This window comes from Reyranella sp. GW821-FHT12G01 (genome assembly GCF_058806575.1).
Genome location: NZ_JBXAPV010000003.1, coordinates 252,464 through 275,015 on the forward strand (window position 1 = coordinate 252,464; position 22,552 = coordinate 275,015).

Consider the following 22,552-nt stretch of genomic DNA (forward strand, 5'->3'; position numbering starts at 1 on the left):
CCCGAAACCCAGCGAGGACGGCCCTTACGAGGCCTTCAGCACGGCTAACACCTTCGCCGCCCAAGTCTCCGGATGCTCGGAAACGTAGCGCTTCACGGTGGCATCGACGAAGCCGTGCTGACGGGCGTTGGAGGTGAGCGCCCAGGCGGCCGTCCCGGCATACGCGATTTCGAGCAGAAGCCTCTGATCGTACTTGTCCTTGAGCTTGCCCAGTTCGCCAAAATCCTTGCGTGCGGCCCCCGCGGCGACCCGCGCGACATCGAGTGCGATGGGTTCGGACCGGTTGGCCGTCCGGGCCATGAAGTCGATGATCATCAGGACGTATCGGCCGTCTCCGCTGGCGAAAGACGCCCCCCACAGGATGTCGAGGTGGGTCGGAATCGCGATCCTGAGGTCGGTCAACCGGTTCGGCAGGCCCGCGAACTGGGCCGCAAGCGTCGGATCCGTTCCGGCCTGGGCCAGACGGGCCTGCAAATTCTTCGGGACGGGCTGGCCGGACAGTTGAACGGCCGCGGCAATCGTCGTGGCCAACCGGGCATCGAGTTGAGCCGGAACAAGCTTCTCGATCCAACCCGGCTGGGTCGAGAACACCACGGCGAGAAGGCCGGCAACGGGTGGATAAGCGATCCAGTCCTGCGGCTTCCTGCCAAGGGCATCGAGCACGCCAACCAGACGCTCGGGCCGGGGGTCGCGATAGTAATAGGTGAATGGGTCGTCTGCCTTGACCGACGATGACGTTGCAGGCTGCGCCATCGCCGCCGCGACTGTTCCCAGGTCGATCGCGACCAGCAAGGTCAGCAGTTTGATAAAGCCGAACAGTTTCATCCCCGCCCCCGATTTCCGGGCGAGAGGTTGCAGAGCCTGCTGATGAATTGCAACTACACGATGAAACAGCAGGTCCTCCATGCCCGCACGGTCGCCCTGCAATTCCAAGGAGGCGCGCGCGCCCGCTTGGCGCTAGTCTCTGCGCCGAAATAAAACGAGGAAACCAAGATGTGGCAGCCCAACGAGCGCTACCCCGATCCGGCGGTGCGCGTGCTCGATCCGTCGTTCAACCAGTACCGGCTGATGCTGGCCTCGGTCGAACGGCTCTACACGGGCTGCCGCTGGTCCGAGGGCCCGGTCTGGTTCGGTGATGGCCGCTACCTCCTGTGGAGCGACATTCCCAACAACCGTGTGCTGCGCTGGGACGAGGAGACGGGCAACGTCTCGATCTTCCGCAAGCCCTCGAACAACGCCAACGGCCATACGCGCGATCGCCGCGGCCGGCTGATCGCCTGCGAGCACGATGCCCGCCGCGTCGTGCGCTTCGAGTATGACGGCGCCATCACGGTGCTGGCCGATTCCTACAACGGCAAGCCGCTCAACTCGCCCAACGACGTGGTGGTGAAGTCCGACGGCTCGGTCTGGTTCACCGATCCGACCTTCGGCATCCTCGGCTACTACGAGGGCCACAAGGAAGAGAGCCAGAACAAGCCCGCCGTCTACCGACTCGATCCGACGACCGGCAAGCTCACCATGATGGTCGACGACATTCCCGGTCCCAACGGCCTCGCCTTCTCGCCCGACGAGAAGAAGCTCTATGTCGTGGCCTCGCGCGCCGAGCCGCATCGCACGATCCTGTCCTACGACGTCTCGGCCGACGGCACGTCGCTCGGCAAGGGCTCGGTGCTGATCGATGCCGGTCCGGGCGGCTCGCCCGACGGCTTCCGCGTCGATGTCGACGGCAACCTGTGGTGCGGCTGGGGCATGGGCTCCGACGATCTCGACGGCGTGCGCATCTTCAATTCGTCGGGCAAGCCGATCGGCCATATCGACCTGCCGGAGCGCTGCGCCAACGTCTGCTTCGGCGGACGTTACCGCAACCGCCTGTTCATGGCGGCCAGCCACTCGCTCTACGCGCTCTACGTCAACACGCAGGGCGCGATCGGCGGCTGATCATGTCTGGAGTCGAGTCGAGTTACGCCTGGTGGCGGCTTGCCGCCAGCGTGACCTTGAGCACGGTCGGCGGCATCGGCATGTGGTGCCTCGTCGTGGCGTTGCCGTCGATCCAGCAGGATCTCGGCATCACGCGCGCCGACATCTCGTTCGCCTACACGATGAACACGCTGGGCTTCTTCGCCGGCGGCGTCACCTGGGGCCGGCTGGTCGACAAGCGCGGCATCGTGCTCACGGCCATCCTGAGCGCCACAGGCCTCGCCGTCGGCTTTGCGCTGGCGCCGTTCACGCCGTCGCTGGCCCTGTTCGCCCTGGCCCAGGTGCTGATCGGTTTTAGCGCGGCGGCGACCTTCGCGCCGCTGGTCGCCGACATCTCGCACTGGTTCGACAAGCGTCGCGGCATCGCCGTCGCCATCGCGGCGTCGGGCAATTATCTGGCCGGCGCAATCTGGCCCTCGATCATCCAGCACATGATCGCCGATCATGGCTGGCGAGTGACCTACTGGGCCGCCGGCACGCTGTGTTTCATCGCGATGATCCCGCTGGCGCTGACCTTGCGCCGCAAGCCGCCGCAGGAGCAGACCTCGGCGGCCCAGGGTGCACCCGGCGGCGCCCTCCATTCGCCGCGCTCGCTCGGGCTTTCGCCGAACGGGCTGCAGGCCGTCCTCATCGTGGCCGGCATCGGCTGCTGCATCGCCATGTCGATGCCGCAGGTCCATATCGTCGCCTACTGTGCGGACCTCGGCTACGGCGTGGCGCGCGGCGCGGAGATGCTGTCGCTGATGCTGGGCTTCGGCATCGTGAGCCGCATCGCCTCGGGCTGGATCGCCGACCGGGTCGGCGGCATCAAGACCCTGCTGCTGGGCTCGACCTTGCAGTGCGTGGCGCTGGTCTTCTACCTGGTCGACGATTCGGTCAACTCGCTGTACCTGGCCTCGGCCCTGTTCGGCCTGTTCCAGGGCGGCATCGTGCCGTCCTACGCCATCATCGTGCGGGAATACTTCTCGCCGAAGGAAGCAGGCTTCCGGGTCAGCCTCGCGATTTCCTCGACCCTGATCGGCATGGCGCTGGGCGGCTGGATGGGCGGCGTGCTGTTCGACATGACGGGCTCCTACCGGGCCGCCTTCATCAACGGCATCGCCTGGAACCTGCTGAACGGTGCGGTCGCCTGGTGGCTGTTGTTCCGCCAGAACCGCCGCAACGTCTTCGCGGCCGGCTAGCTAGCCGCGCATCGCCGCCAGCAGCGCGTCGCCGGTGTAGGGCTTGCGCACGCGCTGCACGCCTAAAAGCTTGGGCGGAAAGGCGATGTCCTCGCCGTAGCCGGTGGTGAAGACGAACCTGATGCCAAGCGCGGCGAGATGCTCGGCGATGGCGAAGCTGGTCTCGCGCCCCAGGTTGATGTCGAGCAGCGCAAAGTCGGGCGCGCGCGTGGAGATGGCCTTCATGGCCTGCGCCACGCTGGCGGCGACACGCACCGTCTCGATGCCGGCGCGCATCAGGGCGCTCTCCGCATCGAGCGCGATGATCATGTTGTCCTCGACGATCAATACGTCGCGCGGCAGGTCGGCAGCGCCCATTCCTGTCGCGGCCTCCTCGACCGCTTCGGGCAGCACGCCCGGCGCGGCGCGGACGTAGGCCGCCGGCACGACGAACGTCGCCCGCACGCCCGCCACGTTGTAGTCGACCGAAGCCTCGCCCTTCAGGTCGTAGGGAATCGAGCGTTCGATGACGGTCGTGCCGAAGCCGCGCCGCGTCGGCGGCTTCACCGGCGGGCCGCCGCTCTCGGTCCAGACGATGTGAAGATTCTTCTGCGGATCGAGCCGGGTCTCGATGTCGATATGGCCGTGACTGTCGTTGAGCGCGCCGTACTTGGCCGAATTGGTCATCAGCTCATGGACGACCAGTGCCAGGGTCGTGAAGCCTTGCGGTTCGAGCAGCACTTCCGGTCCGGTGAGGCGCACGCGCGTGGCTTTGCCGCCGAGATAGGCTCCCGCCTCGGCGAAGACGAGGCCGCGGAACGAGGCCGGGCCCCAATTGTCGGCGGTGATCTGGTCGTGGGCGCGGGCCAGTGCCTGGATGCGTCCGCCGACCACCTCGGTGAAGGCATCGACCGTCAGCGAGGGGTCGCGGCTCTGCGAAATGACACCGCGGATCAGGCCCAGGATGTTGCGAACGCGGTGGTTCAGCTCGGCGATCAGCAGCTCCTGCCGCTCCTGCGCCCGCTTGCGCTCGACCTCGGTCATGTCGGAGAGGCGCAGGATGACCTCGAGCAGGCTGACCCGTAGGCTCTCGGCGATGCGCACGTCGACCGGCTGCCAGGGGATCGACTGGCCGCTCACCGTCTCGCGCCACAGTTCGAAGCTCTTGCGCGGCGTCAGGCGCGCGCCCAGCGGGCCGATGCTCATCGGCTTGCTTGGATCACCGGCCCAGTTCACCGAGCGAGCCACTTCCTTGCGGAAGAAGATCAGGAAATCGCGGGCCGGCCGCGACAGCGGCACGACGAGCATGCCCGCCGCGCGATCCGCGAATTCCCGGCCGGCCGGGTACTCGGCGGCAATCTCGTGGCTGGCCAGCACGTCGCCCAGATCGCGCCGCGCCAGATGTTCGATGAGACCGGTGAACTGGTCCTGCGTCGGCGCCATGCCCTGCAAGGTGGCATGGCCGCCCGTCCACACGCCGATGCCGTCGCACGACAGCAGGTCGGCAATCTCGTCGAGATGCGAGACGATGCTGTCGAAGCGGGTCGCCTCCACCGCCATCAGGGTGACGAGCTGGTTGTGCAGCTTGCGGGCGCGCGCTTCGTAGGTCGATTCGTTGTCGCGCTCGCGGCTCTCCATCAAGAGCGAGAACATCTGCCCGAACAACTCGGCCGCGGTGCGCCGCTCGAACGGCACGTTGTGCGGCGCATAATGATGGCAGGCGAACAGGCCCCACAGCTTGCCGTCGCGCAGGATCGACACGGACATCGACGCGCCCACGCCCATGTTCTGCAAGTACTCGATATGGATCGGCGAGACGGTGCGCAGCACGCTCATGGAGAGGTCCAGCGGCCGCCCGTTGATGATGCCGGGCTCCACAGCGGCCGGCGGCGCGGAAATGTCGGGGATGATGCGCAGCCAGTTGCGCTCGTAGAGGATGCGCGCCTGCTTGGGAATGTCGGACGCGGGATAGTGCAGGCCGAGATAGCTTTCGAGCCCACCGCGCGCCGATTCGGCGATCACCTCGCCCGACCCGTCATGGTCGAAGCGATAGACCATCACGCGGTCGAAGCCGGTGAGGCCGCGCATCTCACGCGCCGCGACCCGGTAGAAGGTCCTGAGCTCGGTGGTCTGCTGCAGCCGGGCGATCATGGCGCGGACCAGCGCGCCGGAATTCACGCCCTGCTCGTCGACGCAGGGTTCGCATTCGATGACGATGGAATCGTCGACGACATGCACGGCGATGTCGAACCGCGCGCCGTTCGTCAGCAGCGGCACGGAGAAGGAACGCGCCACGGTATTGGTGAAGACCGCCGTCTGGAGCTGGCCGCGGATCAGGTGGATCGCGTCGTGGGTAAACACGTCCTCGACCGGACGGCCGAGCAACTCGATCGCGCCCACGCCGAGCCAGTCCACGGCGTTGCGCGACACCCGCGTGATCGTCCACTGCTTGCTGTCGACGGCGACCAGGAAGCCGAAGGGCTGGACGGCGCCCAGCAGATGGATCGGCTCGCGGTCGCAATTGGTAAGGTCGACGGTGCCAATGGGGGCAGCGGATCCGATTTCGTTCGGGGCGTCAGACATGCGCCGGTTCCGCCCCGAACAGGCCAAAGGCCTCGCGCGCGCCCAGCATCGTCCGTTGTGGCGATGCGGCGACCGCTTCCGACGCTTCGAGACGCTGCAGGAACTCGCGCCAGAAATCGGCGCCGGCACCGTGGCCAAGATAGTGCGTGGCCTCGCGGACTTGCGCGTCGACATTCTCGCGGGCGCGCCTCGCCAGCAATTTGCCGCCCAGTCGCGAGCCTTCGAGCACATAGAGGCGGCCGAACAGGCGGGCCTCGTCGGTCGTCACCGGCACGGATACGGGGTCCGGCACGGTCGCGCCGAGAATTTCCAGATCGCGCAACAGCGCTTCCGAGCGGCGGCGAGCCGGCCAGTCCGGCAGGAGGCGATCGACGCCGCCCTCCTCCAGCGCCCGCTCGAGCGGGAGCACCGCGCGGGCAAGCGCCGTCAGGAACGCCCGATAGGCATCCTTGTCCGTGTCGAAAGGACCGGAAAAGCGCGCGTCGACCTCCGCATGAAGTTCAGCCGTCGCTGCACGCAGCATCTGGCGGGCGGAAGGTCGTTCGCGCGCAGTGACATCAAGCACTCGCGGCATTCGGGTCATATTACGCAAAATTTACCCGTATGTTCGATGGCCGCCCGCCTATATTTTTCAGGAACCCGCGGGCTGGAACGGCGTTAATGCGTTCGCCGCGAAGCTGGATGTGTAGCTGTGGAGAGCGGCTGGCCGTCACGTGCAGGCGCCTGTAGAACCTCTGGACCCGGCCCGACACGGCCTTTCCAGATACGGACGACCCCATGCGCATCGTCGCCATCCGCGACATCGTCTCGCCCATCCGCTCCAACATCGCCAACGCCTACATCGACTTCAGCCAGATGACCGCCTCCGTCGTGGCCGTGGTCACCGACGTGCAGGTCGATGGCAAGCCGGTGATCGGCTACGGCTTCAATTCCAACGGCCGCTACGCGCAGCACGGCCTGCTGGGCGAACGCTTCATCCCGCGCCTCAGCCAGGCCAAGCCCGATTCGCTGCTCGACGCCGAAGGGCTGATCGATCCGGCGAAATGCTGGTCGGTGATGATGGCCAACGAGAAGCCCGGCGGCCACGGCGAGCGCTCGGTCGCCGTCGGTGTGCTCGACATGGCGATCTGGGATGCGGTCGCCAAGGCCAAGAGGGTGCCGCTCTGGAAGCTGCTGGCGGACCGCTACAATGGCGGCCAGGCCGACGAGAAGGCGTGGGTCTATGCCGCCGGCGGCTACTACTACCCGGGCAAGGGCCTCGAGGCGCTGCAGGACGAGATGAAGCACTATCTCGGCCTCGGCTACGCTTGCGTGAAGATGAAAGTGGGCGGCGTGCCGCTGGCCGAGGACCTGAAGCGTATCGAGGCGGTGCTGAAGATCGTCGGCGCCGGCGAGCGCCTGGCCGTCGACGTGAACGGCAAGTTCGACCTCACCACCGCCATCGAGTTCGGCCGCGCGATCAAGGATTTCGGCCTGCGCTGGTACGAGGAGCCGCTCGACCCGCTCGACTATCTGGCGCATGCCGCGCTCGCCACCGAATACGCGCCGCCGCTCGCCACCGGCGAGAACCTGTTCTCGATGCAGGACGCGCGGAACCTGATCCGCCATGGCGGCCTGCGGCCCGACCGCGACATCCTGCAATACGACCCCGCCCTCTCCTACGGACTGGTCGAGTATCTGCGCACGATCGAGATGCTGAAGGCGCACGGCTGGTCGCCGCGGCGCTGCGTGCCGCACGGCGGCCACCAGTTCGCGCTGAACATTGCCGTCGGCCTGCAGTGCGGCGGCAACGAATCCTACCCGCAGGTCTTCGCACCGTTCGGCGGCTTCGCCGACGACTGCGCCGTGGTCGACGGCCGCGTGACGATGCCCGACACGCCGGGCATCGGCTTCGAACACAAGGCCGACCTGTGGTCGGTGATGAAGGAGATTGCGTAGAGGCCGAGCGAAGTTCGGCCTCTATTCCGGCTTCAGCAACCCGAGCTTCAACAGCTCCGACACGTTGGCCTCGTCGGCCTTCAGCGCCGCGGTGAATTCCTCCGGCGTCGAGGGGCGCACGATGGCGCCCAGCTCGCGCAGCTTCTTGTTCGCCGCCTCGTCCTTGAGGCCCGCCACCACGCCTTCGTTCAGGCGGGCGATGATCGGCTTGGGCGTGTCGGGATTGGTGAACACGCCGGCCGTGGTGTTGCCGTCGAACGGTTTCAGGCCGAGGTCGCCCAGGGTCGGCACGTTGGGCAGGTCGGGCACGCTCTGCAGGCTGAAGGTCGCGAGCGGGCGCAGCTTGCCGGACTGGATATGCGGCATCGAGCTGGTGAGCTGGTCGACGAACAGGTCGAGATTGCCGGCCAGCAGATCGGCGATGCCAGGGCCGGCGCCGCGATAGGGAATGATGTTGAGCTTGATGTCCTCGTTGAGCTGAAGACGCAGGATGCCGACATGGTTGGTCGTGCCGTTGCCGGAATGGCCGACCGAGATGGCGCCGGGCTTTGCCTTGGCCTCGGCCATCACGCTCTTCATGTCCTTGAAGCGGCTGTCGGCGCGGGTGACCACGAGCGTCGGCACGGTCGTGAGGATGCTGACCGGCGCCATCACCGGCAGCAGCGGCTGCTTGCCCGCGAAGATCGGCGCCACGTAGGCCACCGTGAAGCTCGCCATCGAGATGGTATAGCCGTCGGCCGGCGTGTTGAGCGCGGCTTCCAGGCCCACGACGCCGCCGGCGCCCGGCTTGTTGTCGATCAGGATGCCCTGGCCGAGATGCCGCCCCATCGGATCGGACACGATGCGGGCGGTGACGTCGTAGTTGCCGCCCGGCGCGAAGGGGATGACCCAGCGGATCTGCTTGGTAGGAAAAGCCTGCGCCGCCGCGGGGCGCCCCAGGCCGGCCATCGCGAGGCCGGCAATGCCGCCGCCCAGCAGGCCACGTCTGTCGAGTTTCATGAGCCCTCCCTTGGTTTTCTGGTTGGGACCGAATTTATCCCAACCGCCCCCGGGAGTCTGCGCTCACTCCGGCTTCAGCAATCCGGACTTCACGAGGGCGCTGACGCCCACTTCCTGTTCCTTCATGTAAGCGGCGAACTCCTCCATCGTGGAGGGCCGCACGACGGCGCCGAGCTCGGCGAACTTTGCGGCGATGCCGGGGTCCTTCAGCGCCGTGACGACGCTGGTGTTCAGCGTCGTCAGGATCGGCTTGGGCGTGTCGACACGCGCGAACAGGCCGGCCGTGGTGCCGCCGTCGAACGGCTTGCTGCCGATGTCGGTGAGCGAGGGCATGTCGGGCACCTGCGCGACGCGCTCGGGGCTCATCGCCAGCATGCCCTTCAGCTTGCCCGACTTGATGTGAGGCAGCGAGGTCGTGAGCTGGTCCATGTAGAGGTCGATCTGGCCGGCCATCAGGTCGTTCAGGCCGGGCGCCGAGCCCTTGTACGGGATGATGTTGAACTTCACGCCCTCGTTCACCTCGAGGCGCAGGATGGCGATGTGGTTGGTCGTGCCGTTGCCGGCATGGCCGATGCTGACCGTGCCGGGCTTGGCCTTGGCCTCGGCCAGGACCGCCTTCATGTCGGCGAAGCGGCCATCGGGTTTGCCCACCAGGACCATCGGCACGGTGGAGAGGATGCTGATCGGCGCGAACTGCGGAACCAGCGAGGGCTTGCCCGCCAGATAGGGCGAGACGAACAGCACGCTGAAGCTGCCCATCACGACGGTGTAGCCGTCGGCGGGCGCATTGGCCGCAGCCTCGGCACCCACCAGGCCGCCGGCGCCGGGCCGGTTGTCGACGATCACCTGCTGGCCGAGGTTGCGCGACATGCCCTCGCCGACCAGGCGCGACGTGACGTCGTAATTGCCGCCGGCCGCGAAGGGAGCGATCCAGCGGATCGGCTTATTCGGGAAATTCTGCGCCCAGGCGGGCGCGCCCGTCGCTGCCGTCGCCGTGAGCGCGAGGCCGGTCCCGAGCAAAGTACGTCGCGATATCGTCATATCGAATCCTCCCAATCCCCTTCAGACAGATTGCAATTTCCGCCCGTGAACGCCACATCGGAGTGGGCCCCATCACTCGCTGAGAGAAACACCGGATGCCAGAGCAGCACACCCCGCTCATCGCCACCATTGCTGCGGGTCTGATGCTCGCTTTCATCTTCGGATTGATTGCCCAGAGGCTGCGTATTCAGCCCCTGGTCGGATATCTCCTGGCCGGTGTCATGGTCGGCCCCTACACGCCGGGCTTCACGGCCGACCCTGCCCTCGCCACCGAACTCGCCGAGATCGGCGTCATCCTGCTGATGTTCGGCGTGGGCCTGCACTTCTCGCTGAAGGACCTGCTCTCGGTCGCCAAGATCGCCATCCCCGGCGCGATCGGCCAGATCACCGTCGCGACCCTGATGGGCGCGGGTCTCTCCTGGGCGTTGGGCTGGCCGCCGCTGTCCGGCTTCGTGTTTGGCCTGGCCCTCTCGGTCGCCAGTACCGTCGTCCTCATCCGCGCCCTGCAGGACCGTCACATCCTCGAGACCCAGCGCGGCCGCATCGCCGTTGGCTGGCTGGTGGTCGAGGACCTCGTCATGGTCCTGGCCCTCGTCCTGTTGCCGGCGCTGGCGCTGGCGACGGCGGGCAATGGCGTGCCCGCCACGCGCATCCTGTTCTCGCTGCTGATCGTGCTGGCCAAGGTCTCGATCTTCGTGGCGATCATGCTGATCGTCGGACGGCGGGTCATTCCGTGGCTGATGCATCACACCGCGCACACCGGATCGCGCGAGCTGTTCCGGCTGGCCGTCTATGCCGTGGCACTCGGCGTCGCCTATGGCGCGCATTATTTCTTCGACGTCTCCTTCGCGCTCGGCGCCTTCTTCGCCGGCATGGTGCTGGGCGAGAGCGACCTCAGCCAGCGCGCGGCGGAAGAAGCCATCCCGCTGCGCGACGCCTTCGCGGTGCTGTTCTTCGTCTCGGTCGGCATGCTGCTGAACCCGAGCGTGTTCGTGGATTCGCCGCTGGCGGTGCTCGCCACCATCGCCATCATCATCGTCGGCAAGTCGGCCGCCGCCTACCTGATCGTGCGCGCCTTCGGCCACAGCCGGTCGACCGCCTTCACCGTCTCGGCGAGCCTTGCGCAGATCGGCGAGTTCTCGTTCATCCTGATCGGGATCGGCATCGGCCTGAACATGGCGCCGAAGGAGTCGCGCGACCTGATCCTGGCGGGCGCCATCGTGTCGATCATGGTGAACCCCTTCGTCTTCACGCTGCTCGAACGCCTGGGCAGCGACAAGGAGGCCAAGCCGGCGGACAAGCCCGCCGAGCCGGCCAGCGACCTCGTGCCGACGACACAGACCGGCCATGACATCGTGATCGGTTACGGCCGCGTGGGCGCCCTGGTCGGCGCCGGACTGCGCACCGATGGCAGCAGTCTGGTCGTCGTCGAAGCCAGCGACGGTGGCGTCGAGCGTGCCCGCAAAGACGGCGCGGAAGTCTTCTCGGGCAATGCCGCCGAACCCGCACTCATCGCCGCGATCAATCTCGCCGGCGCGCGCCGCCTCTACGTCACCATTCCCGAAGCCTTCGAGGCCGGCCAGATCATCCAGCAGGCCCGTGCCGCCAATCCCAAGCTCGATATCCTGGCGCGCGCACATTCGGCCGCGACGGTGGAGCATTTCGAAAAGCTGGGCGCCAATCTCATCGTGCTGGGCGAGACCGAGATTGCCCATCGCATGCTGGAGCGCGGGCGCGGCGACCTGTCGGCCGCGCCGGTGTGACCTGCCCTCGCCCCAGGTCAGCCCGCAGCGGTCGCCGTGACACGCTGCAGGGCCGGCCGGGCCGATAGACGCGCGACGTAGTCGTCGAACACCTTTTCGCCCTTGAGACCGGGCGCGCCGAACATCATCGCCCAGCGCAGTTCCGAGCCGACATAGACGTCGGCGGCGCTGAACGGATCGCCCAGCAGATACGGGCCCTTGGCGAGCGCGGCCTTCAGCGTGGTCAGCACGTCCTCGTAGCTGCCCCAGCCGACCGCCATCTTCCGCTCCGGCGGCGGCCGCTTCAGCATCGTGTCCAGCAGAGCCGGCTCGAAGCAGCCGGCGCCGAAGAACAGCCAGCGGTAATAGGTGCCGCGCGACGGATCGCCGGCCGGTGGCGCGAGACCTGCCTTCGGGAAGGCGTCGGCCAGATAGGCGATGATCGCCGCCGTCTCGGTGACGACGGTGCCGCGATCCACGATGGTCGGCAGCTTGCCCATGGGATTGAGGGCCAGGAAGGACGGCGTCTTGTGCTCGCCCTTCTCGAAATCGATCGGCACGATCCGGTAGGGCGCGCCGACCTCTTCCAGCATCCAGTGAGCCATCTGCGCCCGCGAGCGCGGGTTGTGGTAGAAGACGATTTCGTCGGTCATGCTGCGGCTCCCTGGAGAGTCGTTCGGTGGCGGCGGCTTACTATGACGGTCGGATGGTCCCTGCCGCCAGAGCGGTTCGAGAGCGAGATGTCCCTTTCCTTGCGCGTCGCCTGTCTCCTTTGCATCACGCCTGCAGTGCTTGCGTTGCCTGCATTCGCGCAGGCACCGTCGGTCCTCGACTGCACCGGGCCGTTCGCCCGTAACGCCGACGAACGCACCCTCGCGCGCATCTTTGGCGCGGCCAATGTCGAACGCGCGGACATTCCCGTCGGCGAAGGCAACACCGAACCCGGCACAGCCATCTTCCCGAAGGAGCCTGAGAAGCGCATCGACATCCTCTGGCACGACAACTACGCGCGCCCCAACGTCGTCATCATCCGCAACGGCTCGACTTGGCCGGTCGCCATCGCCGGCCTCGACAAGCCGCTCGCCAACGGCGCCACCTTGGCGGAGATCGAGACGATGAACGGCAAGCCCTTCGCCCTGACCGGATTCGGCTGGGACCTCGGCGGCTACAGCAATGGCTGGGACGGCGGCCGCCTCGACAAGCCGGTCGGCGGCTGCAACCTCGCGCTACGTTTCGACCCGGCCAAGGACGCTCCGGCCGACGCGCTCGACAAGGTGAACGGCGATGTCGAGTTCCTGTCGACCGACAGCGCCGTGCGGCAGACCAAGCCGACCGTCATCGCGATCGAACTCGGCTGGCCGCAGTAACGGCCGCCGCCGTCAGACGTGCACGGCCTTCATCTGCGCCTCCGGATAGCGCGTGCCGGCGGGACCGCCTGGCGGCAAGGCAGCCGACAACCGCGCCATCTCTTCCGCTGAGAGGCCGACGCCAACCGCACCGACATTCTCGTCGACCCGTGCGGCCTGCTTGGTGCCGGGGATCGGCACGATGTCGGGCCCCCGCGCCAGCAGCCAGGCCAGCGCCACCTGCCCCGGCGTGCACTTCTTCGCGGCAGCCACCGCCTCGATCTCCGAGACGAGTTCGAGGTTGCGGGCGAGATTGTCGGGCGCGAAGCGCGGATGGCGGCCGCGATTGTCGCCGGCGGGAATGTCCGAGGCCTGGCGCACCGCACCGGTCAGCAGGCTGCGGCCGAGCGGCGAATAGGCCACGAACGAAATGCCCAGCGCCCGCGTCGTCTCCAGCGTCTCCTCGGCATCGGCGCGGTAAAGCAGCGAGTATTCGCTCTGCACGGCGGCGATGGCGTGCACCTTGGCGGCCCGACGGATCGTCTCGGGGCTGGCTTCACTGAGGCCAAGTGCGCGCACTTTACCAGCCTTCACCAGCTCGCCCATGGCGCCGACCGTATCCTCGATCGGCACCGAGGGATCGACCCGGTGCTGGTAATAGAGATCGATCACCTCGACTCCCAGCCGCTTCAGGCTCGCGTCGCAGGCCGCTTTCACATAGGCCGGGCTGCCGTCCACGCCGTTCAGCCCGCCCGGTCGCTGGATCTGGCCGAACTTGGTCGCCAGCACGATCTTGTCGCGTTTGCCGCCGGCCAACGCCTCGCCGAGCAGGGTCTCATTGTGGCCCCAGCCATACATGTCGGAACTGTCGAGCAAGGTGACGCCGCGATCGATCGCATGATGGATCAGACGGATCGCCGCTGCATCGTCGCTGCTTCCATAGGCGCCGGACAGCGACATGCAGCCGAGGCCAATCGGGAAGATGTCGATGCCGCTCTTGCCGAGCGATCGAACCCTGTTCGAAGTCATGTGCATCCTCTCTAGGAAATGTCGCTCGACTTGATGCGCTTCACGCCGGCGTCCGTCATCTGCTTCCACGCCGCCGCCAGCGAACCGTTGAGGTCGATGGCGCGCGTGGCATCGTCGATCACGTAGGTCGTGAAGCCGAGCTTGCGCGCATCCAGCGCCGTCCAGGCGACGCAGAAGTCGGTGGCCAGGCCCGCCAGGAAAACGGTGTCGATGTTGCGCGCCTTGAGATAGGCCGCGAGGCCGGTCGCGGTCTTGCGATCGGCCTCCTCGAAGGCGGAGTAGCTGTCGACATCCTTGTTGAAGCCCTTGCGGATGATGAGCTGCGCGGTCGGCAGCTTGAGGTCCTTGTGCAGGGCCGCGTCGTCGGAGCCCTGCACGCAGTGATCCGGCCACAGGACCTGCGTGCCATAGGACAGGCCGATCGTCTCGAACGGCTTCTTGGCGGCGTGTGCGCTCGCGAACGAGGCATGTCCCGGTGTGTGCCAGTCCTGCGTCACGACGACATTCTGGAACGATCCCGCGAGCTTGTTGATGATCGGCACGACCTCGGCGCCGCCCTTCACCGGCAGCGTGCCACCATCGATGAAGCAGTTCTGAACGTCGATCACGATCAGCGCGCTGTTGGCGCCAGGCTTGACCGGATCGGCCGCGAGGGCAGTCCGTGTCACGACACCGGCTGCGGCGCCGAGCGCGACCGTCGACTGAATGAAAAACCGACGCGACAGACGAGTTGTGTTCGATGTCATGGCACACACTCCGACGTTGGATTGTGCCCCAGTCTAACGCCGCCGGACGACGGGAGTCACTGCTTGCGCTTGAACACCGCGAGCGTGCCGAGCTTGCCGACGTTGGCGTAGCGCTGGCGCCACGCCGGCGCGCGCTCGTCGAAGAAAGCCTCGTCGAAGATGTTCAGCAGGATGTAGTCGAAGTTGCCGCGCTGGATTTCCTCGTCGAGCTTGCCCTGCTGCAGGGCGCGCAGGGCGGGCACGCGCATCTTGCCGTCGAGGTTCACGACCCGATCCGGCAGCATGAAGCCGAAACGGCCGGACTCCATCATGCCGATGCGCGACTTGTCCGACATGAAGGGCGACCGGGCGAGCGCATAGGCCGACGAACCGAAGTAGCCCCTGTACGGCGCATTCCATTGCTCGGCGATCCAGTAGGCGTTGGAGAAAATCGCGGCCACGAGCGCGAGCGACGCAACGCCCGCGAACACCTTGGACGCTTCGAACCGCCGCGCGGCGCCGACGATCACAAGCGAGAGCATGATGACGATCAGCAGCTTCACCGGCCCGAAGTAGCGCTCGTAGAACTGCACCGCCGAGCTGACCAGCGGATAGTAGGCCATCAGCACCAGGTTCGAGGCAGCAAGGGCCAACAGGACGAGACGCGTCGGCTTGTCGGCCAGTTGGAACCGCGGCCGGAACACGGCAACCGCAAGTCCGACCGCCAGGATCCCGGCGATCAATCCGCCGGCGACCGGCGACGCGGTCAGATACATCCTCATGCGGATGAACAGGATCGGGACGAAGGAGACGATGAAGGCGCGGATCGTGTCGAGCGGATGGCTGAACGGCCGCAGCGCCACCGAGGTCGCGACGCCGCTTTGCGGCACGAACAGCCCGGCCACCCAGTAACAGTAGGCGATCCAGGGCAGCACCAGCGCGCAGGCGATCACGCCCGCGACGATGAGCTCGTAGAGGCGCGCCAGCGAGCGGTCCACGATCAGCAGCCCGAGCATGAGGAACGCGCAGACGAAGATGCCGTCGTTGCGCGCCAGCATGAGCAGACCGGCCGACAGGCCGAATACGACGGCACGCTTGAAGCTTAAGGCCTCGACCCTGGTTTCGGCGCTGCGCTGACCGACCAGCAGGAACAACAGCAGGGCGGTGAGGTAGAGGCCGCTTTCCATGCCATTCACATAGAGGTCGTTGAGCTGCCGGTCCCAGAAGAACAGGCCCACGATCAGGGGAATTGCCAGCACGGGGAACGGCAATCGCGTCGCACGCCGGACGAACAGGATGAGCATGATCGCGCCCGCGATCCAGAGCAGATAGCTCGTCAGATAAAGCAGCCCAAAGGCCGCGCGGTCAGAGCCCGCCAGGTAGGCCACGGCACAGACGAGACCCCAGAGAGGCTGGATGCCGGACGTCCACTCCACCCCGTCGATGGTGATGCCCAGTCCGCGGGCGGTGTTCCGGGCGATCGTCAGATAATAGTAGGCATCGTCGCCGCCCTCGGCGAAGGCGACGGCGACGAAGTCGGATGACATCAGCCGGTGGAAGCTGTCAGCGGCCTTGAACACCAGGCACGCGCCGATCAGGGCAAGGAGAAGGACAGGGAAAATCTTTTTCATGCCGTATGTCGCCTGCCACATTATCCGAGGCCGGGAGGTGGATCCTGCGGAGGCGGCCCCACGCAATTCCCTCCTCCGGTCGCGTGAACAGTATATATTGCCGCGATCAATGAATCTGGTTGTCATATATTTGGCGGGTGCGCTGGTTGCAACGATGGCGAACGTTGCAAGCCAGGAGCTGGTCTGGCGCCTGCTCGGTGACACCGGCCTCTACTATTCAATGGTCGCGGGCACGGGTGTCGGCCTGCTCGTGAAATACGTGTGGGACAAGCGGCTGATCTTCGCCTACCGGCCGGCGTCGACCGCGCACGATTTCATCACCTTCCTGCTCTATGCCGTCATGGGTGTCGCGACGACGGCGATCTTCTGGGCCGTCGAACTGGCCTTCTGGTACACCTTCCATACGACGAGCATGCGGTATGTCGGCGGCGTGATCGGCCTGGCGATCGGGTACTGGGTGAAGTACCGGCTCGACAAGCGCTTCGTCTTCGGCTCCCCAACGTAATGCGGCTCCGCTTCCTCCTCGCAGCCGTTGCGCTTCTGGTCGTCGTTCTGGCCGTCGCGGTTGCCTGGTGGGCGGTCGGATCGCTGGGCATCGTGACGCCCGAAAAGATCGGAGAGTGGCTGGCAACGACACGCGGCCACCCGTGGGCGCCCGCCGTCGTCGTGGGCGCGTTCCTGATTGCAGGGATGGTCGTCTTCCCGATCCACGGGGTCATTCTCGCCACGGCGACCGTGTTCGGCGGCTGGACCGGCTTCGCCTACTCCGCCGTCGGCGTCTTCTTCAGCGGCTGGATCCCCTATTTCATCGGCGCCTGGCTCGGCAAGGATGCGGTCGCCCGCAACTTCGGCCCCAAAATACAGCCCGTTCTCCGGGTGGCGAAAGAACGCGGCGTGCTCGTCGTCGTCGGCTTCCGGATCGTGCCGGCCGCTCCAGGAACGCTCACCAATCTGGCCCTCGGCGCGAGCGGGATCCGGTTCCCGGATTTCATCGTCGGAACGCTGATCGGCATGATGCCGGGTCTCATCATCGTGTCCGTGATGGGCAACCGCATCATGGCCTTCCTGCAGGCCCCTTCCCTCGAAGGCATCGTGCTGCTGGCCCTCTGCGTTGCGGCCTACGGCGCCGTGGCCTTTGGCGCGCAGATCCTCGTGTCGCGCTGGCGGAAGTAAATGCCTTCCGCCCCGCTGACAGCAGGAGTTCGCCGGGGGATGGCCGCCCTCCTGCTGCTCTTCGCAGCGACGACCGCCGCGGTTGGACAAGGCGCGCCAACGCGGGTCGTGACCTTCGGGACGAGTCTTACTGAAGCCGGCGGCTGGCAGCGCGAGCTGCAGAAGGAACTGCGGCGCTGCCTGTCGCGCAACCTCGTCGTCCTAAACGAAGGCGCCAGCGGCAAGGGATCGACCTGGGGCATCGGTAACGTGGGCCGCGTCGTCGCCGCCGCGCCGGACATCGCCATCGTCGAATTCGCGATCAACGACGCGGTGGAGCATCCGGACATCGGCGCCGACCTCGCCCGCAGCCGCGCGCAGACCAAGTCGATCGTCGAGGCGATCCGCGCGGCAAAGCCGTCGGCGCAGATCTACCTGATGATCACCAATCCCGTTCGCGGGCCCCAGGGGCTGTCGCGATCGAAACTCGCCGAGTTCTACGGGATGTATCGGGAGCTGGCCCTCGAAGGCGTGGCAGCGGTGATCGATACGTCCGACGCCTGGGCCAAGGCCACCGAGCGCGACATTCCCGACGGGCTGCACCCGACGCGGGCCGCGCATCTCGCCATCACCGTGCCGGCCATCGTCAGCGCGCTGGCCCCGAACTGCAAACCCGGCTGACGGAACGCCCGCTTAAGGAGACGACGCTGCCATCGACCTCGACGCCAGTGCCTGGCGGATCCTGTCGACCCGCTTCTCGATCAGCAGATAGAGCGCCAGCGACACGATGATCGACAGGACCGCCACCAGCGCGCCGCTATGGATGTGGAATGCGGTCACCAATATCAGGTTCACCAACGCGTGGCAGAGATAGAGCGCGTAGGAGAGGTTGCCGAGCTCGGTGTCCCAGCGAGTGTTGCGGAACCGCGCGAAGAGCCAGGGGATCGCGGGAACGCAGAGGGCGAACAGGAGATACGGCGCCACCGCAGCGGGAAGCCAGCGATAGGCCAATACCGCGACGACGATGGCATAGATCAGGATGGAGCCGAGAGGAGGACGCGCCTCGATCGCCGCCCGCTGGCTAGCATAGAACCGGTAGGTCAGGATTCCGATGACGAACAGGTAGAGCTGCGAGGGGAAGAAGAAGTAGGTCGGCAATCCCAGCGCATCCGACGACAGGTTCAGGGCGGCGCTGGCGAGGATCAGGCACGAGAGGAAAGCGACGCTTCGCCGGACCAGGAAGGGCGCGAGGAAATAGAACCAGATTTCCATCGAGATCGACCATGCCTGGCCGATTTCCACGAACGCGTTCGCCCGATAGGTATCCGCCGGCAGGGCACCGGGAGGGAACGGCATGAAGCCGGTGCCGGGCTGGTAGGCGAAGTAATACGGAATATCCAATCCCAGCATGGTGAAGTTCGCCACCCGCAGGGCGAGCGCCTGCCACCACGACATCGCATCGTAGGCGGCACCGATCCAGAGCGGCGGCGGCTGCTTGCCTGTGTAGTACCAGCAGAAATAGAACCAGGCGTAGCTGGCGATCAGGACCGCCAGATAGGTCGGCCAGAGCCGCAGGAACCTGTTCACGTAGAACGTCCCGCGATCCTGGTATTTGTTCGTCAGGATCAACGCCATGTAGAAGCCCGACACCACGAAGAACAGGTGAACGGCCACTCCCGCGGTGACGAGGCGATTGCCCAGGATGCCCGAGGTATGGTCCGCCAGTACCGACAGGGCGAGCAGGATGCGGAGAACGCCCATCCCTAGGGTCTAATCGGCAGGAAAGCGCGCATCGAACGAGCCCGGCCGGCGCCGGCGCCCGCCTCCGTCACCGCCGTGACACCGCACGGCTCCCTGTATGTGATTTTCCCCGTCACCCGGCGGTCATGGTGCATCGTCGCCAGCGGGGAGACAAGCAGCGGCACCGGGACCGGGCGCGCGCCCCTCGAAATTCCGGGCTTTCCGCAGGATTCTTCATAAATTCAACGATTTCTGCCTTAGTTTAAGGATCATACTGGCGGTGTGAGCATTACGATCCGCAGCGGGTCGGCCGGCAAACAGTGAGGCTAGCGATGAAGAGACGTGTTCTGACGCAGGCGCTGTTGATGGGTCTTGTGGCGCGGGTGCCGGCTTTTGCCGCCGATCCGCTGCCTCCCCTGCAGGAAACGCCGGGTCTGCTGGACAAGGTGAAATCCGGCGCCCTGCCGCCGATCGACAAGCGCCTTCCCAAGAATCCCCGCGTCATCGAGAAGTTCGCGGGCGCCGATGGCCTCGGCCAGCACGGCGGCCAGCTCAACATGCTGGTCACGGCCACGCGCGATACCCGCCTGATGACGATCTACAGCTACACGCGGCTGATGATCTACGACGACAAGTTCACGCTGCATCCCGACATCCTCGAGAGCTACGAGGTCAAGGAGGGTCGCGAGTTCACCCTGAAGCTGCGCGCCGGTCACAAATGGTCGGATGGCCATCCCTTCACGACCGAGGACTTCCGCTTCTTCTGGGAGGACGTCGCAAACGACAAGGAACTGTCGCCGAACGGTCCCTCCGTCGAACTCCTGGTCGAGGGCCAGCCTCCGAAGGTCGAGATCATCGACGAGGTGACAATCCGTTACAGCTGGGCCAAGCCCAACCCCGATTTCATCGAGAGCCAGGCGCGCGCTGCCCCCCTCTTCCTGTTCCGCCCCGCCCACTACCTGAAGAAGCTCCACGGCAAGTACACGCCCGAGGAGGAAATCCTCAAGCAGTACAAAGGCAGTCGCTGGTCCAACGTCTTCAAGCGCCAGGACGCGATGTACGGCAACAGCAACGTCGACCTGCCGTCGCTCAACCCGTGGGTCCTCACGACGGTCCCGCCGGCGCAACGCTTCGTCTTCGTGCGCAATCCCTACTTCCACCGCATCGACAGCAAGGGCCAGCAGCTTCCCTACATCAACGACGTGATCATGACCGTGGTCGCGTCCAATCTGATTCCTGCCAAGGCGGGCCTCGGCGAGTCGGATCTGCAGCCGCGCTATCTCGGCCTGCGCGACTACACCTTCCTGCATGACGCGGGGAAGACGTCGGGCATCAAGGCGCTGCTGTGGGAGAAGGGCTCGGGCTCCGAGGTCGCCTTCTATCCCAACATGAACGCCAACGACGAGACCTGGAAGAAGCTGAACCGCGACGTCCGCTTCCGCCGCGCGCTGTCGATGGCGATCGACCGCACGGAGCTGAACGAGGTCGTCTATCACGGCCTGGCCAAGCCCTCGGCCAACACCATCATGCCGCGCTCGCCGCTGTTCAAGCCGGAATACGCCAGCAAATGGGCGACCCTCGACCTGAAGGCTGCCAACAAGCTGCTCGACGAGATCGGGCTCAACAAGAAAGGCAGCGACGGCATCCGCCTGCTGCCCAACGGCCAGCCGGCGATGTTCGTGATCGAGCATTCCAGCGAGAAGGCCGACGAAGTCGACACGATGACCCTGGTCCTCGACCAGTGGAAGAAGATCGGCATCAAGGCGCTGCTGAAGCCCCAGACCACCGACAATTTCCGCCTGCGCACCACGTCGGGCGAGGCGATCATGACCGCCTATGCCGGCGTCACCACCGCCGCGCCGACCGTCGACACCAGCCCGCGCGAATTCACGCCGGTGATGCAGGGCGGATTGCAGTGGCCGAAATGGGGTCTCTACGTCGAATCCAAAGGCAAGCAGGGCGAGCCCTGTGACACCGAGGACGGCAAGAAGCTGCTCGACCTGCTGCAGGTGTGGGAACGTTCGGCCGACAACGCCGAACGCCGCAAGGCCTGGGAGGACATCCTCGCGGTGAATGCCGAGCAGGTGTACTCGATCGGCACCGTCAACGAGGTGAGCCAGCCGATAACGGTCGGCAAGAAGGTGCGCAACGTGCCGGCGAAAGGCTACTGGGCCTGGGATCCGGGCGGCTATATCGGGCTCTACGAGCCCGACACGTTCTGGATGACCAAGTAGGTCTGGAGAACCGGATAAGGCCGGATCACCCGGTGGGGGTCCGCGCCTTCCCCTGCTTCGGCGTCAGCGGGCCCTCGAACAGGCAATAGCCGTCGAGCATGATCGTCGCGGCGCCCGGCTTGACCGAGCCCACGACGTCCATCTTGTTGCCGCCGCCAACAATGGTCGTCGTCTTGAACTTCTGATCGGCGCCCAACGTCGCCTTAAAGCCGCGCTCGGGGCGGCCTTCCTGCTGGAACCAGCCAACTACATCCGTGCCGTTGACGGTGACGTCGATGACCATCTTATAGGTCGGGCACTTGCCGCTTCCCGGCACGTTCAACCCATATCCCGTCCAGGTCCAAACGGCCGGCTCGGCCGAGGCCGGCAACACGGGAAGCAGGGCGGCCAAGGCGACCACGGCTACTTTCTTCAGCATCGTCATTCCCCTCATCAGAAGGATGCAGCAATCTCTTGCCGGTCGCGGCAGGGGCACCCATCGCTGGGCCGGCACCGAAAACTCTACCCTCACTCAAGGCTAAAATCGCGCCGTTTTGAAGGCATCGCGCATCAATTCCGTTGGGCACCCGACCGTCATCAAATCTTGTTGGGAACCGTAACGCGCCGGCGGCATTTGCACTTACGCCTACCCGCATGTCGCGGGTGGAGGCGGCCTCAGGCTGTCTCAATGGTGCTTTCGTACTGATTGAAGGAAAACATGCGTCTTCCCATTCTGTTGTTTGCCCTCGCCTTTGCCTTCACAGCGCCCGCAATGGCCCAAGCGCCGAAGCCTGCCGATCCGGCGGCCCTTGCCCAGGCCAAGATCGTTCTCGAAAAATCCGGCTCCGCCGCGATCGGCCAGCAGATGGCGACCGCCATCATGAACGCGCAGAAGGCCACTCTCGAGCAGGCCAATCCCGGCAAGACGGCAGAGATCAACGAGGTGGTCGGTCTCATGCAGACCGAATTCGCCAAGCAGCTGCCGCTCATGATCGATGCCATCGCCACGATCTATGCGAAGCATTTCACGACCGAGGAGCTGACCCAGATCGGCGCCTTCTATGACTCGCCGGCGGGACGCAAGATGGTGAAGGAGATGCCGCAGATCGTCTCCGAGACGATGACCGTGGCCCAAACCTTCGCCCAGAAGATGGCGATGGAAGTGATGGTCAAGCTCCAGCCCGAGATCGAGAAGCGCAAGCTGAAGCTGAACAAGACCTGAGGAAACGAGGGAGGAATTTCTCCCTTATCGACACGGCTCAACGCCGGCCGGCGA

Annotated in this window: 21 protein-coding genes; 10 read left to right on the plus strand and 11 right to left on the minus strand. The window is 65.8% G+C overall.

The genetic code is table 11. The features are described from left to right. Positions 1-24: 24 nt before the first annotated feature. Positions 25-906, minus strand: coding sequence for a hypothetical protein (locus tag AC1RP5_RS26270; protein ID WP_493115694.1), 882 nt, complete (start codon positions 904-906; stop codon positions 25-27). An 87-nt stretch (positions 907-993) separates the two neighbouring features. Here AC1RP5_RS26270 and AC1RP5_RS26275 point away from each other — a divergent pair, with 87 nt between their 5' ends. Continuing rightward, complete coding sequence (locus AC1RP5_RS26275; RefSeq protein WP_493115696.1) at positions 994-1,938, plus strand: SMP-30/gluconolactonase/LRE family protein; 945 nt, start codon at positions 994-996, stop codon at positions 1,936-1,938. A gap of 2 nt (positions 1,939-1,940) precedes the next feature. After that, on the plus strand, positions 1,941-3,158 hold the full coding sequence (locus tag AC1RP5_RS26280; protein ID WP_493115698.1) for an MFS transporter: 1,218 nt from the start codon (positions 1,941-1,943) through the stop codon (positions 3,156-3,158). On the opposite strand, the gene AC1RP5_RS26285 is transcribed toward AC1RP5_RS26280, so the two are convergent. Both AC1RP5_RS26285 and AC1RP5_RS26290 read right to left on the minus strand, forming a co-directional pair. Continuing rightward, the gene (locus AC1RP5_RS26285) at positions 3,159-5,720 is read right to left on the minus strand and encodes an HWE histidine kinase domain-containing protein (protein ID WP_493115700.1); all 2,562 of its coding nucleotides are present in this window, start codon (positions 5,718-5,720) and stop codon (positions 3,159-3,161) included. It abuts the gene before it with no gap. After that, positions 5,713-6,303, minus strand: a complete 591-nt coding sequence (locus AC1RP5_RS26290; RefSeq protein WP_493115702.1) for a biliverdin-producing heme oxygenase — start codon at positions 6,301-6,303, stop codon at positions 5,713-5,715. The genes AC1RP5_RS26285 and AC1RP5_RS26290 overlap by 8 nt, the downstream gene beginning before the upstream one ends. 194 nt (positions 6,304-6,497) lie before the next feature. On the opposite strand from AC1RP5_RS26290, the gene AC1RP5_RS26295 reads away from it, so the two are divergent. Next, positions 6,498-7,658, plus strand: coding sequence for a mandelate racemase/muconate lactonizing enzyme family protein (locus AC1RP5_RS26295; RefSeq protein WP_493115704.1), 1,161 nt, complete (start codon positions 6,498-6,500; stop codon positions 7,656-7,658). A 21-nt stretch (positions 7,659-7,679) separates the two neighbouring features. On the opposite strand, the gene AC1RP5_RS26300 is transcribed toward AC1RP5_RS26295, so the two are convergent. Together AC1RP5_RS26300 and AC1RP5_RS26305 are read right to left on the minus strand one after the other, a co-directional pair. Next, positions 7,680-8,657 (minus strand): Bug family tripartite tricarboxylate transporter substrate binding protein, encoded by a 978-nt coding sequence (locus tag AC1RP5_RS26300; protein WP_493115706.1) that lies wholly within the window; start codon positions 8,655-8,657, stop codon positions 7,680-7,682. 63 nt (positions 8,658-8,720) lie between these two features. Beyond that, a complete protein-coding gene (locus AC1RP5_RS26305; protein WP_493115708.1) occupies positions 8,721-9,698 on the minus strand; it encodes a Bug family tripartite tricarboxylate transporter substrate binding protein in 978 nt (325 codons plus the stop codon). 95 nt (positions 9,699-9,793) lie between these two features. Between AC1RP5_RS26305 and ybaL the strand changes: the two genes are divergently transcribed. Next, positions 9,794-11,461, plus strand: a complete 1,668-nt coding sequence (ybaL, locus tag AC1RP5_RS26310) for a YbaL family putative K(+) efflux transporter (protein WP_493115709.1) — start codon at positions 9,794-9,796, stop codon at positions 11,459-11,461. 17 nt (positions 11,462-11,478) lie between these two features. On the opposite strand, the gene AC1RP5_RS26315 is transcribed toward ybaL, so the two are convergent. Further along, positions 11,479-12,093, minus strand: a complete 615-nt coding sequence (locus AC1RP5_RS26315; protein ID WP_493115711.1) for a glutathione S-transferase family protein — start codon at positions 12,091-12,093, stop codon at positions 11,479-11,481. Between the two features lie 87 nt (positions 12,094-12,180). Between AC1RP5_RS26315 and AC1RP5_RS26320 the strand changes: the two genes are divergently transcribed. Next, complete coding sequence (locus tag AC1RP5_RS26320) at positions 12,181-12,807, plus strand: hypothetical protein (protein ID WP_493115712.1); 627 nt, start codon at positions 12,181-12,183, stop codon at positions 12,805-12,807. 12 nt (positions 12,808-12,819) lie between these two features. Here the strand turns inward: AC1RP5_RS26320 and AC1RP5_RS26325 are convergent, their stop codons facing one another. The 3 genes from AC1RP5_RS26325 to AC1RP5_RS26335 are packed head-to-tail and all read right to left on the minus strand — an operon-like array spanning position 12,820 to position 16,171. Continuing rightward, the gene (locus AC1RP5_RS26325; protein WP_493115714.1) at positions 12,820-13,815 is read right to left on the minus strand and encodes an aldo/keto reductase; all 996 of its coding nucleotides are present in this window, start codon (positions 13,813-13,815) and stop codon (positions 12,820-12,822) included. 11 nt (positions 13,816-13,826) lie between these two features. Further along, the gene (pncA, locus tag AC1RP5_RS26330) at positions 13,827-14,561 is read right to left on the minus strand and encodes a bifunctional nicotinamidase/pyrazinamidase (RefSeq protein WP_493115717.1); all 735 of its coding nucleotides are present in this window, start codon (positions 14,559-14,561) and stop codon (positions 13,827-13,829) included. A gap of 56 nt (positions 14,562-14,617) precedes the next feature. Next, positions 14,618-16,171: a hypothetical protein gene (locus tag AC1RP5_RS26335; protein WP_493115719.1), complete on the minus strand. Its 1,554-nt coding sequence runs from the start codon at positions 16,169-16,171 to the stop codon at positions 14,618-14,620. A gap of 109 nt (positions 16,172-16,280) precedes the next feature. On the opposite strand from AC1RP5_RS26335, the gene AC1RP5_RS26340 reads away from it, so the two are divergent. The 3 genes from AC1RP5_RS26340 to AC1RP5_RS26350 are packed head-to-tail and all read left to right on the plus strand — an operon-like array spanning position 16,281 to position 18,004. Further along, positions 16,281-16,676, plus strand: coding sequence for a GtrA family protein (locus AC1RP5_RS26340; RefSeq protein ID WP_493115720.1), 396 nt, complete (start codon positions 16,281-16,283; stop codon positions 16,674-16,676). Then, entirely contained in the window at positions 16,676-17,344 is a 669-nt protein-coding gene (locus AC1RP5_RS26345) for a TVP38/TMEM64 family protein (RefSeq protein WP_493115722.1), read from the plus strand. Before AC1RP5_RS26340 ends, AC1RP5_RS26345 begins: the two co-directional genes overlap by 1 nt. Positions 17,345-17,383: 39 nt before the next feature. Further along, positions 17,384-18,004: an SGNH/GDSL hydrolase family protein gene (locus AC1RP5_RS26350; RefSeq protein ID WP_493115723.1), complete on the plus strand. Its 621-nt coding sequence runs from the start codon at positions 17,384-17,386 to the stop codon at positions 18,002-18,004. Positions 18,005-18,016: 12 nt separating this feature from the next. On the opposite strand, the gene AC1RP5_RS26355 is transcribed toward AC1RP5_RS26350, so the two are convergent. Beyond that, the gene (locus AC1RP5_RS26355) at positions 18,017-19,084 is read right to left on the minus strand and encodes an acyltransferase family protein (protein ID WP_493115724.1); all 1,068 of its coding nucleotides are present in this window, start codon (positions 19,082-19,084) and stop codon (positions 18,017-18,019) included. A 311-nt stretch (positions 19,085-19,395) separates the two neighbouring features. On the opposite strand from AC1RP5_RS26355, the gene AC1RP5_RS26360 reads away from it, so the two are divergent. After that, positions 19,396-21,297: an ABC transporter substrate-binding protein gene (locus AC1RP5_RS26360; protein WP_493115726.1), complete on the plus strand. Its 1,902-nt coding sequence runs from the start codon at positions 19,396-19,398 to the stop codon at positions 21,295-21,297. Between the two features lie 25 nt (positions 21,298-21,322). On the opposite strand, the gene AC1RP5_RS26365 is transcribed toward AC1RP5_RS26360, so the two are convergent. Beyond that, positions 21,323-21,715 (minus strand): hypothetical protein, encoded by a 393-nt coding sequence (locus tag AC1RP5_RS26365; protein WP_493115727.1) that lies wholly within the window; start codon positions 21,713-21,715, stop codon positions 21,323-21,325. Positions 21,716-21,994: 279 nt separating this feature from the next. Here AC1RP5_RS26365 and AC1RP5_RS26370 point away from each other — a divergent pair, with 279 nt between their 5' ends. Continuing rightward, positions 21,995-22,498 (plus strand): DUF2059 domain-containing protein, encoded by a 504-nt coding sequence (locus tag AC1RP5_RS26370; RefSeq protein ID WP_493115728.1) that lies wholly within the window; start codon positions 21,995-21,997, stop codon positions 22,496-22,498. Positions 22,499-22,552 lie beyond the last annotated feature (54 nt).

Bases quoted from the DNA above. Each gene is read 5' to 3' on its own strand.
- ybaL (WP_493115709.1), top strand. From the start codon at position 9,794: ATGCCAGAGCAGCACACCCCGCTCATCGCCACCATTGCTGCGGGTCTG.
- AC1RP5_RS26365 (WP_493115727.1), bottom strand. From the start codon at position 21,715: ATGCTGAAGAAAGTAGCCGTGGTCGCCTTGGCCGCCCTGCTTCCCGTG.
- AC1RP5_RS26320 (WP_493115712.1), top strand. From the start codon at position 12,181: ATGTCCCTTTCCTTGCGCGTCGCCTGTCTCCTTTGCATCACGCCTGCA.
- AC1RP5_RS26270 (WP_493115694.1), bottom strand. From the start codon at position 906: ATGGAGGACCTGCTGTTTCATCGTGTAGTTGCAATTCATCAGCAGGCT.
- AC1RP5_RS26285 (WP_493115700.1), bottom strand. From the start codon at position 5,720: ATGTCTGACGCCCCGAACGAAATCGGATCCGCTGCCCCCATTGGCACC.
- AC1RP5_RS26325 (WP_493115714.1), bottom strand. From the start codon at position 13,815: ATGACTTCGAACAGGGTTCGATCGCTCGGCAAGAGCGGCATCGACATC.
- AC1RP5_RS26335 (WP_493115719.1), bottom strand. From the start codon at position 16,171: ATGAAAAAGATTTTCCCTGTCCTTCTCCTTGCCCTGATCGGCGCGTGC.
- AC1RP5_RS26340 (WP_493115720.1), top strand. From the start codon at position 16,281: ATGAATCTGGTTGTCATATATTTGGCGGGTGCGCTGGTTGCAACGATG.
- AC1RP5_RS26305 (WP_493115708.1), bottom strand. From the start codon at position 9,698: ATGACGATATCGCGACGTACTTTGCTCGGGACCGGCCTCGCGCTCACG.
- AC1RP5_RS26350 (WP_493115723.1), top strand. From the start codon at position 17,384: ATGGCCGCCCTCCTGCTGCTCTTCGCAGCGACGACCGCCGCGGTTGGA.
- AC1RP5_RS26315 (WP_493115711.1), bottom strand. From the start codon at position 12,093: ATGACCGACGAAATCGTCTTCTACCACAACCCGCGCTCGCGGGCGCAG.
- AC1RP5_RS26300 (WP_493115706.1), bottom strand. From the start codon at position 8,657: ATGAAACTCGACAGACGTGGCCTGCTGGGCGGCGGCATTGCCGGCCTC.
- AC1RP5_RS26360 (WP_493115726.1), top strand. From the start codon at position 19,396: ATGAAGAGACGTGTTCTGACGCAGGCGCTGTTGATGGGTCTTGTGGCG.
- AC1RP5_RS26280 (WP_493115698.1), top strand. From the start codon at position 1,941: ATGTCTGGAGTCGAGTCGAGTTACGCCTGGTGGCGGCTTGCCGCCAGC.
- AC1RP5_RS26370 (WP_493115728.1), top strand. From the start codon at position 21,995: ATGCGTCTTCCCATTCTGTTGTTTGCCCTCGCCTTTGCCTTCACAGCG.
- AC1RP5_RS26275 (WP_493115696.1), top strand. From the start codon at position 994: ATGTGGCAGCCCAACGAGCGCTACCCCGATCCGGCGGTGCGCGTGCTC.
- AC1RP5_RS26295 (WP_493115704.1), top strand. From the start codon at position 6,498: ATGCGCATCGTCGCCATCCGCGACATCGTCTCGCCCATCCGCTCCAAC.
- pncA (WP_493115717.1), bottom strand. From the start codon at position 14,561: ATGACATCGAACACAACTCGTCTGTCGCGTCGGTTTTTCATTCAGTCG.
- AC1RP5_RS26290 (WP_493115702.1), bottom strand. From the start codon at position 6,303: ATGACCCGAATGCCGCGAGTGCTTGATGTCACTGCGCGCGAACGACCT.
- AC1RP5_RS26355 (WP_493115724.1), bottom strand. From the start codon at position 19,084: ATGGGCGTTCTCCGCATCCTGCTCGCCCTGTCGGTACTGGCGGACCAT.
- AC1RP5_RS26345 (WP_493115722.1), top strand. From the start codon at position 16,676: ATGCGGCTCCGCTTCCTCCTCGCAGCCGTTGCGCTTCTGGTCGTCGTT.